This is a genomic window from Jiangella sp. DSM 45060 (genome assembly GCF_900105175.1).
Taxonomy (GTDB): Bacteria; Actinomycetota; Actinomycetes; order Jiangellales; family Jiangellaceae; genus Jiangella.
In genome coordinates, this window is the sequence record NZ_LT629771.1 from 4,960,833 (window position 1) to 4,974,053 (window position 13,221).

General features: G+C 74.4%; 15 protein-coding genes. 7 read left to right on the forward strand and 8 right to left on the reverse strand.

The features are described from left to right. Nucleotides 1-15 precede the first annotated feature (15 nt). From BLU82_RS22010 to BLU82_RS22030, 5 genes are all read right to left on the reverse strand, one after another. Nucleotides 16-891 carry a MurR/RpiR family transcriptional regulator gene (locus BLU82_RS22010; RefSeq protein ID WP_092623193.1) on the reverse strand — a complete coding sequence of 292 codons (876 nt, stop codon included), beginning with the start codon at nt 889-891 and terminating at the stop codon, nt 16-18. A gap of 185 nt (nt 892-1,076) precedes the next feature. Beyond that, nucleotides 1,077-1,655, reverse strand: a complete 579-nt coding sequence (locus tag BLU82_RS22015; protein WP_092623194.1) for a hypothetical protein — start codon at nt 1,653-1,655, stop codon at nt 1,077-1,079. A 41-nt stretch (nt 1,656-1,696) separates the two neighbouring features. After that, nucleotides 1,697-2,209: a hypothetical protein gene (locus BLU82_RS22020; RefSeq protein ID WP_092623195.1), complete on the reverse strand. Its 513-nt coding sequence runs from the start codon at nt 2,207-2,209 to the stop codon at nt 1,697-1,699. After that, nucleotides 2,206-3,780, reverse strand: a complete 1,575-nt coding sequence (locus BLU82_RS22025; RefSeq protein WP_092623196.1) for a C2 family cysteine protease — start codon at nt 3,778-3,780, stop codon at nt 2,206-2,208. Before BLU82_RS22025 ends, BLU82_RS22020 begins: the two co-directional genes overlap by 4 nt. Before the next feature lie 4 nt (nt 3,781-3,784). Further along, a complete protein-coding gene (locus BLU82_RS22030) occupies nt 3,785-4,030 on the reverse strand; it encodes a hypothetical protein (RefSeq protein ID WP_092623197.1) in 246 nt (81 codons plus the stop codon). Nucleotides 4,031-4,231: 201 nt separating this feature from the next. Here BLU82_RS22030 and BLU82_RS22035 point away from each other — a divergent pair, with 201 nt between their 5' ends. Genes BLU82_RS22035 through BLU82_RS22045 form a run of 3 tightly spaced genes read left to right on the forward strand, consistent with a single transcriptional unit; the run spans nt 4,232 to nt 5,488 of the window. Further along, nucleotides 4,232-4,420: a hypothetical protein gene (locus BLU82_RS22035; protein ID WP_092623198.1), complete on the forward strand. Its 189-nt coding sequence runs from the start codon at nt 4,232-4,234 to the stop codon at nt 4,418-4,420. A gap of 52 nt (nt 4,421-4,472) precedes the next feature. Further along, nucleotides 4,473-4,940 (forward strand): MarR family winged helix-turn-helix transcriptional regulator, encoded by a 468-nt coding sequence (locus BLU82_RS22040; protein WP_157741183.1) that lies wholly within the window; start codon nt 4,473-4,475, stop codon nt 4,938-4,940. Next, entirely contained in the window at nt 4,937-5,488 is a 552-nt protein-coding gene (locus BLU82_RS22045) for a GNAT family N-acetyltransferase (RefSeq protein WP_092623200.1), read from the forward strand. The genes BLU82_RS22040 and BLU82_RS22045 overlap by 4 nt, the downstream gene beginning before the upstream one ends. Here the strand turns inward: BLU82_RS22045 and BLU82_RS22050 are convergent. Next, nucleotides 5,472-6,410, reverse strand: a complete 939-nt coding sequence (locus BLU82_RS22050) for a beta-ketoacyl-ACP synthase III (protein WP_092623201.1) — start codon at nt 6,408-6,410, stop codon at nt 5,472-5,474. The genes BLU82_RS22045 and BLU82_RS22050 overlap by 17 nt on opposite strands. Before the next feature lie 33 nt (nt 6,411-6,443). Here BLU82_RS22050 and BLU82_RS22055 point away from each other — a divergent pair, with 33 nt between their 5' ends. From BLU82_RS22055 to BLU82_RS22065, 3 genes are read left to right on the forward strand one after another with little or no spacing between them, the layout of a single operon-like run. After that, on the forward strand, nt 6,444-6,911 hold the full coding sequence (locus BLU82_RS22055) for an OsmC family protein (RefSeq protein ID WP_092623202.1): 468 nt from the start codon (nt 6,444-6,446) through the stop codon (nt 6,909-6,911). Next, nucleotides 6,908-8,272, forward strand: a complete 1,365-nt coding sequence (locus BLU82_RS22060; protein WP_092623203.1) for a phosphotransferase — start codon at nt 6,908-6,910, stop codon at nt 8,270-8,272. The genes BLU82_RS22055 and BLU82_RS22060 overlap by 4 nt, the downstream gene beginning before the upstream one ends. A gap of 5 nt (nt 8,273-8,277) precedes the next feature. Beyond that, entirely contained in the window at nt 8,278-8,571 is a 294-nt protein-coding gene (locus BLU82_RS22065; protein ID WP_197682391.1) for a UBP-type zinc finger domain-containing protein, read from the forward strand. Here BLU82_RS22065 and BLU82_RS22070 read toward each other — a convergent pair. Together BLU82_RS22070 and BLU82_RS22075 are read right to left on the reverse strand one after the other, a co-directional pair. Next, nucleotides 8,560-10,233: an MFS transporter gene (locus tag BLU82_RS22070; protein WP_092623205.1), complete on the reverse strand. Its 1,674-nt coding sequence runs from the start codon at nt 10,231-10,233 to the stop codon at nt 8,560-8,562. The genes BLU82_RS22065 and BLU82_RS22070 overlap by 12 nt on opposite strands. Continuing rightward, nucleotides 10,230-10,676 carry a MarR family winged helix-turn-helix transcriptional regulator gene (locus BLU82_RS22075; RefSeq protein WP_092623206.1) on the reverse strand — a complete coding sequence of 149 codons (447 nt, stop codon included), beginning with the start codon at nt 10,674-10,676 and terminating at the stop codon, nt 10,230-10,232. Before BLU82_RS22075 ends, BLU82_RS22070 begins: the two co-directional genes overlap by 4 nt. A gap of 202 nt (nt 10,677-10,878) precedes the next feature. On the opposite strand from BLU82_RS22075, the gene BLU82_RS35210 reads away from it, so the two are divergent. Further along, entirely contained in the window at nt 10,879-13,158 is a 2,280-nt protein-coding gene (locus tag BLU82_RS35210) for a hypothetical protein (RefSeq protein ID WP_157741184.1), read from the forward strand. The last annotated feature ends 63 nt before the right edge of the window (nt 13,159-13,221 follow it).

The following is a 13,221-nucleotide window of genomic DNA, read 5'->3' on the forward strand; positions in this document are numbered from 1 at the left end:
GAGAGGTGGTGCCAGTCAGAAGCGGTGTTCGGCGAGCGCGTCCGCCATCAGCGCTTGGGCGGCCTTCGAGCGTTCGGCGTTCCTGAGGTAGAGCGACACGTACAAGCCGTCGAGGATGAGCAGGTGGACGAACCGGCTGGTCATCGCCTCGACCCGGAACTCCGTCTCGCGGCTGCCGGCGACCAGCGAGACGGTCGCCAGTTCGGTCAGCGGGCTGGTGGAGAAGCTGGTGATCGCGATGACGGAGGCGCCGGCCTCGCGTGCCGCCCGAGCGGCGGCGATGGTCTCGGTGGTCGACCCGGTGTGCGAGACGACGACGGCGACGTCGGCCGGGCGCAGCAGCCGGGACTGCACGTGCTGGGTGTGGACGTCGACGGGGGCGGCCGAGTCGAATCCGATCGTGACCAGCCGGTACGAGGCGTCCTGCGCCAGCGGCGCGCTCGTGCCCACAGCGAGGAACAGGATCCGCCGCGCCCCGTCCAGAAGCTGGACGGCACGCTCGAGCGCCTCGGCGTCGACGGTGCCGGGCGCGGTGCGCAGCGCGTCGTCCGTCGAGGCGGCGAGCTTGCGCAGGATCGCACCGGGCGCGTCGGAGGCGTCCACGCCCTCCTGCACCGGCGTTCCCACCTGGATGCGGTCCTGGGCGAGCGCGATCTTGGCGTCCTGGAAGCCCTTGAAGCCCACGGACTTGCACGCCCGCACCACGGTGCCGACGCCGACGCCCGCGGACTCCGCCACGTCCGAGACCGTCAGGTGGATGGCCTCGGATCCGCTGGCCAGGAGGGCGTTGACCACGCGCGCCTCGGCAGTGGGCAGCGACGGGAGCTGAGCACGGACCCGTTCGGAGACGACGCCGGCGTCGCCCCGCGGGGTGGTCCTGTCGTGAGTCATCGGTTCCTCTGCTCATCCTCGGACGGAACAATGTTCCGGATGAGGATTGCAGGCGGAATCTGATTCCGCAAGGGATGCGCGGTGACGAGACGGCGAACGGCAGGCGAGAACCGGGTGGCGGCCACGGCGCCTCGCGCGAGAACGTCGCGTCGCGATCGGCGGGCCTCAGCGCGGCCCGGCCGGCGTCAGTCGAGGGCGACCGCGGGGTCGAACGTGACGGCGAGGTCGAGGTGGCTGGTCCGCGGGTCGCCGGTGTCGGTGACGCCCAGGACCTCGTAGGTGAGGGGGCCGTGGGTGACGGTGTCGCCGGCGGCGACCTCGTCGGCGAAGTCGCGCTCGACCCGGGTCTCGGTGGTGGCGCCCTCGGCGTACCAGAACAGCGTGTACTCGAACGTCGCGGTGTCGCCGTCGATGACGGTGACGCCGGTGCCGACGTCGGGCCAGAGGCCGGTCGCCTGCAGGGTGACCCGCGGCGTCGCGTCGCCGGCGGCGGAGCGGACCTGGACGGCGACGTCCTGGCCGGCGGGCGGGGTGACGTGGACGATGGAGAGGTTGCTGCCGGGCGGCGCGTCGCAGGCGACCAGCGCGAAGTCGGACCGGTCGCCGATGGTGTCGCCCTCGACGTCGGGCTCGCACAGGTCGATCGCGACCGTCGGCTCGGTCGGCTCCCCGTCGGGGATCTCGCCCTCGCCCAGCGTCGGGCTCGCGGACGCGCCGGTGTCGCCCGCGTCGTCGCCGCAGCCGCCGAGACCGAGCGCGAGCACCGCCGCGGCGGCCGCCGCGAGCGTCCGTCCGCGAACGGTGGTCAGGGCGTGTCCTCGGTGAGCGGGACCGACGGGTCGAAGCGGACCGCGAGGTCGACGTGGCTGGTGGCGACGTCGCCGGTGTCGGTGATGCCCAGCACCTCGTAGCTCAGCGGCCCGTGCGTGACGGTGTCGCCGACCGCGACGTCGTCGGTGTAGACGACGGCGACCTTGGTGTCGCGCTGCAGCGACCGCTTCGGCGTCGGGCTCCAGGCCAGCCGGTAGGTGAGCGTGGCGCGCCCGCCGCCGACGGTGACGTCCTTCCACAGCCCCGACGTGGTGAGGTGCGCCCACGGCGCGGTCTCGCGGTCGGGCGCGGAACCGACCTGGATGGACGGACGCTGGCTGACCGGCGCCGCGATGTGGATGATCGAGAGGTTCGTCCCCGCGGGGGCACCGGCGACGACGCGCGCCTTGGCCGTGCGCGTGTGCACGGTGGGGTCGTCGGCCGGCGGGTCGACGAGGTCGACGGCCACCGTGGCGAGCCCGCCGCCCTCGCGCTGTCGTGCGCTCATTTCGTCACCGCCACGTAGGTGAACTCGGGCCAGTCGTCGGCCGGCTCGGGGAACTGGCCGGAGTTGAACTGCTCGGGCGTCATCGCGACGACGCTACCCTCACCGCCCCAGGGGTTCATCACCAGAACGTTGCCGTCGTCGTCGAACCCGACGACGGAGTAGGCGTGGCCGCCACCGCCGAGGACGATCGGCTTGCCGTCCTCGAACGCCTCCTGCATCTGCTGGACCTGGAGCTCGGGCGGGAGGAAGAACGGCAACGGCAGGTCGGTCTTGTCGCTGCCGGTGCCGATGGTCGTCTCCAGCCGGTCCGGGGTGTAGGCGCCGTCGATCTCGACGTAGTTGCCGCCCTGGTACTGCGCCATGGCCTTCTCGTAGATGGACGCCCAGGTGATCTCGCCGTCGAGCTCGTCGCCGTTGTAGGCCGGGTTGCCGCCGTCGGCCGGGACGAAGCCGTTGACCGTGACCTGCACGGGGCTGCCGTTCTCGTCGTACACCGTGACGGTGTAGGTGCCGTTCGGGTTCTCCTGGATGTGGCGGTCCAGGAACGTCGGGTCGGCGGCCTGGGCGGCGGCGATGGACGTCAGCGTGGCGCAGTCGCCGATGCCGCCCTGGTCGATGTCGGTGAAGCCGTTGCCGCCGTTGGTGAAGTCGGTGTCGGCGGTCATGTCGACGTCGCCGTCGACCCAGCCGTCGGCGTCGCCGTGCAGCGTCGGCTCGAGGTTCGGGACCTCGTTGTGGAACTCCTGGACCTGCTCGGCGCTCATGTTGCGCATGAGGAACGAGCTGAGGCCGAGCGACGGCTGGCCGGGATCGGGCTGCTCGTTGTCGGGGTCGCCCTTGTTGTCGCCCAGCCACTGGTTGAGTGCGGCGCGCTCCTCGTCGTCGAGGTTGTCGAGGGCCGCCTGGACCTCGTCGGCGGAATAGCCGTTGGTCACCGCCCACTCGTCCCAGTTCGACGGCGGGTCCTCGCCGTCGGACACCCCGGTGATGGTGTCCTCGATCGCCTGGACCTGCACCGGGTCGATCAGCTTGCCGGTCTCGAAGTAGTCCATGGCGGCGTCGTGGTCGATCTGCTCGCCGAGGTCGGGCGCGCCGGGCACCTGGATGGGGCTGAACAGGTAGTCGAGCGGATCTCCGGCGTTGATGATCGGCTGCATCGACTGGGCGAGGAGTTCGAGGTCGCCGCGCGCGCCGGAGGTCCGCTCGGCGAACTGGCCGCGGATGTCGTCGGCCTCGCCCTCGGACCCGAAGCGCTCGAACAGCGAGCCGTCGTCCCACTCGCGGCGCAGCTCGTCGATGGCGGTCGTCGCGGTCTCGGCCTCGTCGCGGATGGTCCGGCAGGCGGACGCCATCTGGGCCAGGTTGTCGGCCATCTGCGCGGCGTCCTTCGCCTGCTGCTGCATGCGGCCGAGGCGCTCGGAGGGCATCGGCCCCTTCCAGACCGCCTCGGTGGCCGCGGTGGCGGTCTCGTCGGCGATGGCCTGGGCGGCCTCGGCGGCCTTGTCGAACCCCGTCGCCTGCTCGTCCCAGACGTCGGCGTCGTGCTCGAACGGGTCGGGTTTCGCGAACACGGCGTCAGATGTCCTTGTATTCGTCGTAGGCGGCCAGATCGAGCCGGCCCTGGTGGTCGGCGCGGCTGTGCAGCACCTGGAGCACCTGGACGGCCTTGACCCGGGCCTCGGTGACCGACTCGTCGTTGCGCATGGCGGAGAGGTCGGGCCCGTAGACGTCGGGCTGCGCGTAGTCGGCGTCGGGGGCGACCGCGACGAGGCGATCGCCCGCCGCCTCCAGGGTCGGCGGATCGATCTCGTTCGGCGGCACCGTCAGATCGTAAGGGGGCGAATAGCGGCAATTCAATGCCATGTGTCTCACAGTCACGCGAACGGCCACGGCCGGTGCGCCCGCGGCGGGTGCGGTTCGCCGGCGTCCCGGCGCCCTGAGACGTTCGGAACGAAAACGTCGTCTCACCCATTGAGCCGTTCCGCGCGCGAGGTCGCGCCGCCGCCGCTAACGTCTTGGTGCGTGGACGCCGCTCGTTATCGTGCTCACTGTCCCGACTGCCCGTGGACCAGCCGCGACTTCTCCCGCTACTCGACCGCCGAGAACGCCGCGCGCACGCACGCGGACGAGAAGAACCACGCGTGTCACGTCATCGACCAGTACGGGCTGCGCGTCACGGGGTCGACGGTGCGGCCCGGCGAGCAGTTCTGAGGCGGACCCGCAGGTCAGGTCATCTCTCCGACCCCTCCTCTACGCTGGGGCGATGGCCGTTACGCGCACGGCCGGCCAAGACCTCGCCGGCCTGGTGCTTCCACTCGCCAAAGCGCTCGCCGCGATGGAGTCCTCCGTCGCGCGGCGCCATGGCATGACCTCCTGGCAGTGCGCCGTCCTGCGGGCCGCCGCCGAGCCGCCGGGCCGCACGCAACGCGAGATCGTCGGCGCCATCGGCTACGACCGCAACCGCATCGTCGCCGACCTCGACGACCTCGAACGGCGGGCGCTGCTGTTCCGCCGCGTCGACGATCTCGACCGGCGGTCGAACCGCATCGAGGTCACGGCGGCCGGGCGCCGGCTGGCCCGGGCCGTCGCGCGCGACCTGCGGGCCGGCACCGACGACCTGCTGGCGGCGGTCGGGCCGGGCGACGACCGCGACACCATGCTCCGGTCGCTCGCCGCGCTGCGCGACCGGTGCGCCGACGACGCCTGGTCGACGGTCTGGTTGCGCTCGTGACACTCACGTTCCGGCCGGTCACCCGGGCCGACCTCCCGCTGCTGGGCCGCTGGCTCGAGCAGCCGTACGTCGCGCGGTGGTGGAACCACGACACCGGCCCCGACGATCTCGAGCGCGACTTCGGCGGCACCGCCGACGGCACCGAGCCGGGCGAGGACCTGCTGGCGCTCGACGACGGCGAGCCGATCGGGCTGGTGCAGCGGTCGCGGCTGGCCGACTTCGCCGAGTACCGCGACGAGTTCGCCGCGCTCACCGACGTCCCCGAGGGCGCGGCCACCATCGACTACCTCGTCGGCGACCCCGGCCGCGTCGGCCGCGGCGTCGGCACGGCGGTCATCCGCGCCGTCGTCGACGACACGTGGCGGACGCAGCCCGACGTGCCCGCGCTGCTGGTCGCCGTCGTCGCCGCGAACGAGCGGTCCTGGCGGGCACTGGAGCGGGCCGGGTTCCGCCGGGTCGCCGAAGGGCCGATGGAGCCCGACAACCCCGTCGACGACCCGCTGCACTACGTCTACCGGCTGGACCGGCCGGTCACGGACAGCGGATGACCATCCCCGCGTAGGACAGTCCGCCACCGAACCCGAACAACAGCACCGGCGCGCCGACCGGCAGCTCGCGCCGCTCGACCAGCTTCGACAGCGCGATAGGGATGCTCGCCGCCGACGTGTTGCCGGACTCGACGACGTCGCGGGCGACGACGGCGTTCACGGCGCCCAGGCGCTTGGCCAGCGGTTCGATGATGCGCAGGTTGGCCTGGTGCAGCACGACGCCGCCGAGGTCCTCGGGCGCGACGCCGCTGCGCTCGCACACCTGACGAGCGATACGCGGCAGCTCGGTGGTGGCCCAGCGGAACACCGCCTGGCCCTCCTGACCGAACGTGCCGGGACGGCCCTCGATGCGCACCGCGTTGGCCATCTCCGGCACCGAGCCCCACGTCACCGGCCCGACCTCCGGCTCGTCCGCGGCCACCAGCACGACCGCGCCCGCGCCGTCGCCGACCAGCACGCAGGTGGAGCGGTCGGTCCAGTCGGTGAAGTCGGTCAGCTTCTCCGACCCGATCACCAGCGCCTTCGACGCCGCGCCCGCGCGGATCGCGTGGTCGGCGGTCGCCAGCGCGTGGGTGAACCCGGAGCAGGCGGTGTTGACGTCGATGGCGGCCGGCGTCGTCATGCCCAGCCGCGCCGCGACCCGGGCGGCCATGTTCGGCGACCGGTCGATGGCGGTGCACGTGGCGACCACGAGGTAGTCGATGTCGGTGGCCGCGAGACCGGCGTTGGCCAGCGCCTTCGCGGCGGCGTTCGCGGCCATGGCGTCGACGGTCTCGTCGTCGGCGGCGATGCGGCGGGACTCGATGCCGACGCGGGAACGGATCCACTCGTCGCTGGTGTCGACCATGGTGGCCAGCTCGGCGTTGGTGAGCACGCGCTCGGGCTGGTGGTGGCCGACGGCGACCACACGGGAGCCTGTCATGCTCGCAGCGTAGCCACCCCACGGAGGAGCACCATGACGAGGCACCAGTACTCGACGACGGTCCGCTGGACCGGGAACCTCGGCGACGGCACCGCGTCGTACCGCGGCTACTCCCGCGCGCACGACATCGCCGCCGACGGCCGGCCGGTGCTGGCGGCCAGCTCGGACCCGGCGTTCCGCGGCGAGGCGGACCGCTGGAACCCGGAGCTGCTGTTCGTCGCGGCGCTCTCGGAGTGTCATCTGCTGCAGTACCTGCACCTGTGCGCGGTGGCCGGCGTGGTCGTCACCGCCTACGAGGACACCGCCGGCGGCACCCTGGAGCTGACGCCGGACGGCGGCGGCGCGATCACCGAGGTCGTGCTGCGCCCCGTCGTCACCGTCGCCGACGCGTCGATGGTGGAGCGGGCGGTGGCGCTGCACGAGCGGGCGCACGAGCTGTGCTTCCTCGCGTCGTCGGTGCGGATGCCGGTACGGCACGAGCCCACGGTGACGGCCGGGTGAGACTCGACGAGCTGTGCGACTGGCTGCGGGCCGACTTCGGTGTCGTGGCCGGTGAGGTGACGCCGATCGGGCACGGCGCCGACGCGGCGGCGTCGGTCTGGATGGTGCGGGCGGGCAGCGCGTTCTACGCGGTCAAGTGGACCGGCGGCGGCTCGGTGGCCGGGCTGCTGCTGCCGTCGCGGCTGGCCGAGCTGGGCGTCGGCGGCGTCCCGGCGCCGGTCCGGACGCTGGATGGCGCGCTGTGGTCCGAGCGCGGCGGGCGGCGGCTGTCGGTGCAGCCCTGGGTGGGCGACGCGCGCGCGGTCGACGCCGGCCTGACTCCGGATCAGTGGACGGCGTTCGGCGCGCTGCTCGCGCGCGTGCACGCGGTGCCCCCGGACGACGCCGTCGCGCGGCAGCTGCCGGTCGAGGAGCACCGGCCCGACGCGGTACTCACGGCGACGGCGGACGTGACCGCGCGGCTGGCCGGCGGCGACCTCACCCGCGGGCGGGCCGCGGGTGGCGACGACCTCACGCGGGGGCCGGCCGAGGGCGGCGACGACCTCGTCCGCGAGCTGGCCGCGGCGTGGCGCGACGGCGCGGAGCTGCTCGGCGCGCTGACGGCACGGGCGGCCGTGCTGGGCGCCCGGCTTCGCGACCGCGACCGTGCGGCCCGCGCGGTGGTCTGTCACACCGACTGCCACCTGGGCAACGTGCTGCTCCGGTCGTCTCGAGCCGTGGTAGGTGGACCCCTCCCGGCCCGGGTGGGGCCCACCCTACGGGCGGGCACCGACACACTCGCCGCCGACACACCCGCCGCCGACGCACCCAGCCCCGACGCACCCGCCGCCGACGCACCCGGCCCCGACACACCCGACACCGACGCACCCAGCCCCGACACACCCGACACCGACACACCCGACACCGACACACCCAGCCCCGACACACCCGCCGCCAACACACCCAGCCCCGACACACCCGCCGCCAACACACCCAGCCCCGACACACCCGCCGCCGACACACCCGGCCCCGACACACTCGGCGCCGACGCCGGCGCCGACGTCTGGCTGATCGACTGGGACGACGCGACGCTGGCCCCGCCCGAGCGCGACCTGATGTTCGTCGTCGGCGGGTTGCCGGGGTACGCGCCGGTCGGCGAGCGCGAGCTGGGCTGGTTCGCGGCCGGCTACGGCCCCGTCGACGTCGACGCGGATCGGCTGGCCTACTACCGGGCGGTCCGCGCGCTGGGCGATCTCACCGAGTTCGCGGCCGAGCTGCTCGACCCGTCCGGCGACCGCGCCGGACGCGAGTTCGCGCTCTCCGTCGTCCGGGCCGAGCTGGCCGGCGCCGGGCTGGCCGGGCTCGCCGCCGTGAGAGCATGACCGCCATGAGGACCTGCACGCACCTGGACACCGTCGCCGAGGTGACGCCGTCCGGCACCGGCTGCGAAGAGTGCCTGCGCGTCGGCGGCCGCTGGGTGCACCTGCGCATGTGCATGGCCTGCGGGCACGTGGGCTGCTGCAACAGCTCGCCGGGCAAGCACGCCACGGCGCACGCGAACGAACATCCCGGCCACCCGATCATCCGGTCGTTCGAGCCGGGCGAGGACTGGTGGTACTGCTACGCCGACGAGCTCACCTTCGAGCTCGAGGGTCAGGAGCCGGCGCCGTCACACCCGTGAGTCGTCGTTGACGATCACGATGGTGCAGCGGGCGTGCCGCCACAGCTCCTGACTGGCGCTGGCCTCCATCAACGCGGCCAGCCCGCCGTGGCTCGGCGTGCCGATGACGATGGCCCGCGCGCCGACCTGACCGGCGTGCTCGGCGATCAGCCGTCCGACCGAACCGTGCCCGGCGACGCCGCGCAGCACGTGCCCCACCGCGGGGACGCCGAGCGCGGCGACCTCGTCCAGCCGCTGCCGGACGGCGGCCCGCGCGGCCGCGTCGTCCTCGGTCTCGGCGACGCTGTCGCCAGCGACCGCCGACTCCTGCGCGTGCAGCACGTCGACGGTGCGTCCGTTCAGGGTCGCCAGCCGAGCGGCCACCCGGGCGACCTCGGCGCCGTCCGTCCCGGCCACGGCCGCGACGATGACGCCGTCGCCCTCGGACGGCTCGGGGCCGACCGTCTCCAGCCGCGGCGCCGCCGCCGGAGCCGTCTCGCCGGCCTGCACGCGCTCCGCGGCCGCGAGCGCGTCGCGCGCCGTCGTCAGGATCGCGATGCCCAGCACCAGCACGCCGGCGGCCAGGTAGAACGGCACGTGCACGTTCGTCGCCTCGACCAGCTTGCCCGCGGCGAACGGCGCCAGCCCGCCGCCGATGAACCGGACGAAGCCGTACGCCGCCGACGCCACCGGCCGGTCCACCGGTGACACCGTCATCACCGCCTGCGTCGTCACCGTGTTGTTGATGCCGATGAACACACCGGCCACGACGACCGCCGTCACCAGCACCGGCACGTGGTCGGTCCAGATCGCGATGACCAGCACGACGACGGCGAAGCAGGCGAGGTTCGCGTACAGGGTGCGGGCGATGCCGAGCCGTCGCTGCAGCCAGGGCGCGCCGGCCACCGAGAAGATCGCCACCAGCAGGCCCCAGCCGGTGAACACCAGGCCCAGCTCGATCGCGCCCAGCCCCATCGGGAACGGCGCGTAGCCCAGCACGGTGAAGAACGCCCAGTTGTAACAGAGCGCCGTCAGCGACATCACCAGCAGGCCGCGGTGCCGCAGCGCCCGCAGCGGCTCGAGCAGGCCGGTCCTCCTGGCCGGCAGCGGCTGCGGCTCGACGAGGACGGCGGTGGCGATCAGCGCGATGCTCATCAGCGCCGCGACGCCGAAGAACGGGCCGCGCCAGCTGATCTCGCCGAGCACGCCGCCCAGCAACGGGCCGACGGCGATGCCCAGGCCGAGCGCCGACTCGTACAGCACGATGGCCCCGACGAACCCGCCGCTGGCCGACGCCACGATGACCGCCAGCGACGTCGCGATGAACAGCGCATTGCCGACGCCCCAGCCGGCCCGGAACCCGACGATGCCACCGATGCTGTCCGACGCCCCGGCCAGTGCCGCGAACACGACGATGAGCGCGAGGCCGGCGATCAGCGTCTTCTTCGCGCCGATGCGGCTGGACACCCAGTTCGTCACCAGCATCGCCACCGCCGTGACCACGAGGTAACTGGTGAACAGCAGCGTCACCTGGCTCGGCGTGGCGTCCAGCTCGCTGGAGATGGCCGGCAGGATCGGGTCGACCAGGCCGATGCCCATGAACGACACGACACAGGCGAACGCGACGGCGTAGACGGCCTTGGGCTGACGGAACGGGCTGGTGGCGGGTGCGGTGCCGGTCATGCGGTGGCTCCGGTGCGGTCGGGGGCGCGGGTGGGGACGCTCGCCGTCAGGGCGTCGATGGCGGGGACGGCGGCCTCGAGGGCGGCTCGGGTGGCCGGGTCGAGCGTGGCCAGCAGGGCGGCCAGCCGGTCGGCGCGGGCCTCGCGGCGGGCCGCGAGCGCCGCACGGCCGGCGTCGGCGAGCCCGACCCGGACGACCCGGCCGTCGGCGGGGTCGGCGCTGCGTTCGACCAGCCCCGCGTCGTGCAGGCGGGCGACGAGCTGGGTCATCGCCGGCTGGGTGACGCCCTCCTGGACGGCCAGTTCGGTGAGCCGGCGCGGGCCGGTGCGCTCCAGCGTCGCGAGGGTGGCGGCGGCCGTCAGCGACAGGTCGCCCGCGGTGGTGAGCTGGCGGAACAGCCGGACCAGCCGCTCCAGGGCGGACGCGAGCTCCATGGAATCCATAACGGGCTTATATTAGCGCGTGATGTAACTCCTGGACGATGGCGGATCGCCCGTACGGGTGATTCTTGACACATCAACGGTTGGGTCGGCCGCGCCATTGGGTAGCCTCGGTCGGCGAAGCGGCCGGTCCGGGCCGCTGATCAGCGATTCGACCGGTACATCCGGTTCGGGGGACTTCGGTCAGAGGGGAAGCGGGACGCCGGTGCATGCAACGTCGCTCGGCCGCCGGTTGCTCGGCGTCGCCGCCGCCTTCGTCGTCGCCGGCGGCGTGCTGGCCACGGCGGGTCCCGCCGCGGCGCTCGAGGTCGACACCACGCCGGCCGCGCCCGACGTCCGGATGCGCGTCTACGACGCCGCCGACTTCGCCGACCGGGCCGCCGAGCTGCCGGCCGGGCTGGCCGAGGCGATCCGGCGCGACCTCGGCCAGTCACCCGAGGAGTACCTGGCGACGGCGGCGGCCGCGCGGCAGGCCGGCCGGGTCGTCGACTCGCTCGGCGACACCGTCCGCTCGGCCTGGCTGGACGGCCAGACGCTGCACGTCGCCGTCACCGACCGCGGCGCCACCATCGCGGCCCGCAACGCCGGCGCGGAGGTGCAGGTCGGCGACGTCCTGGCCGACGCCCTCGCCGCGGCCCGCGCCCAGGACAAGCTCGCCTACATCGACCGCGCGGCCGAGCGCGTCGTCGCCGTCGGCGCGGGCGTGCGCGGCGAGCCGGTCCGCCAGGTGCGGCTGTCCGCGCAGTCCGGCGAGCAGGTCGGCGGCACCGGCGTCGCCGTCCGCGCTCCGCTGGCCGACTACCACTGCTCCGCCGCGTTCACCGGCTCCGGCCCCGACGGCGCACCCCGCCTGCTGACCGCCGGCCACTGCGGCGCCGGCGCCGACGGCCCGTTCACCACCGGCATCGACGCGGTGCCGCCGGACGCGCCGCTGTCCACGGTCGAGCCGCGCGACTGGCCCGGCCTGATCGGCGACCCGCTCGGCGACTACGTCGAGGACAGCATCACGTTCGGCGACGGCCACGACGCCGCCCTCATCTCCGTCGACGGCGACGTGCGGCCCGAGGTGGCCGGCTGGGGCCCGGACGCCGATTCCGCCCTCGCCGTCCACGACTCCGTCGGAGCCCTGGCCGGTGCGCCGGTGTGCGCGGCCGGCGGCGCGTCCGGCTGGAACTGCGGGCACATCCTCGACGCGCGGACGACCGTGCCGGTGAGCGGCCAGGACGTCACCGGCTTCCTGTTCGACGCGTGCGTGCTGCCCGGCGACAGCGGCGGCGCGGTCACCATCGGGACGTATGCGCTCGGTCTGAGCTCCGGCTCCACCTGGCCCGGTCCCACCTGCGCCGGCGGCGACCCCGCCGCGGGCGGCGACGACCTCAGCGTCGGCTACGCCCTCAGCGACGCCGAGGCGCTCTACGGCGCGGACTGGGACCTCGGCGTCCGGGTCGGCGCGCCCCAGGTCGCCGCGCCCGCCGACGACGCCGCCGCCGGGCCGACGCCCACGTTCACCGGCACCGCCGACGCCGCCGCGGGCGCCGTCGTCACCGTCGAGATCGAGGACGGGCCGGAGCTGGAGGCCGAGGTCGGTGTGACCGGCCGGTGGACCGCGCCGGTCGGCGCCGCGCTGGAGCCGGGCACGTACTCGTACACAGCGCGCACCACACTGCGGCCCGCGACCGGCGACGACCCCGTCACCTCCGCCGAGACGACGGGCGAGTTCGAGGTCGCGGAGCGGGCCGGGCTCGGCGTGAGCTGGCCCGCACCCGGCCACGTCAGCCCCGACGGGCGGCTCGCCTTCGAGGGCACCGGCCAGCCCGGCGCCGTCGTCGCCCTCACCGTCGGCGGCGAGGAGCTCGCCCGCACCACCGTCGGCGCCGACGGCACCTGGTCGCTGCGAGCCGACTCCGCCCGCCCGGCCGGCCGGTTCGACGCCGTCCTGACCCAGGAGACGGACGACGCGGCCGCGGTGCAGCCGGGCGCGGGGACCACCTCGCCGTCGGCCCCGGCCTCGGTCACCGTCGCCGGTGTCGGCGTCGCGCCGGGCGCTCCGGTGGTGCGGGCACCGCGCGGCCGGGTCTCCGTCACCGACGCCGGCACCCTCAGCGGCGCCGCCGCGCCTGGCGCCGCCGTCTCCGTGCGCGTCGCCGAGGCCGCCGCCGACGTGGCGGACGCTCCGGAGCTGACTACCGAGGCCGGAGCCGACGGCGCGTGGACGCTCCACCTGGACGCCCCACTGCCCGCCGGCCGCCACGTCGTCGTCGCCACCCAGTCCGTCGACGACCTCACCTCCGAGCCGTCCTCCCCCGTCACCGTCGACGTGGCGGCGACCTCCCGGTCGGCGGGCGGCCTCGAGGGCGCCACCTCCCCCACCCCCACCGACGACGGCCTGCCCGGTGGCGTGCTCGCGGCCGCGGGCGGCATCGTCCTCGCCGGCGTTGCCGTCGCCGCCGCCCTCGCCTGGCGCCGTCGCCGCACGGCCGGCTGACCCCGGCTGCCCGCTCCTGCGCACGCCCGCATTCGCGGCGGCCAGCACCCGGCCGACCTGACT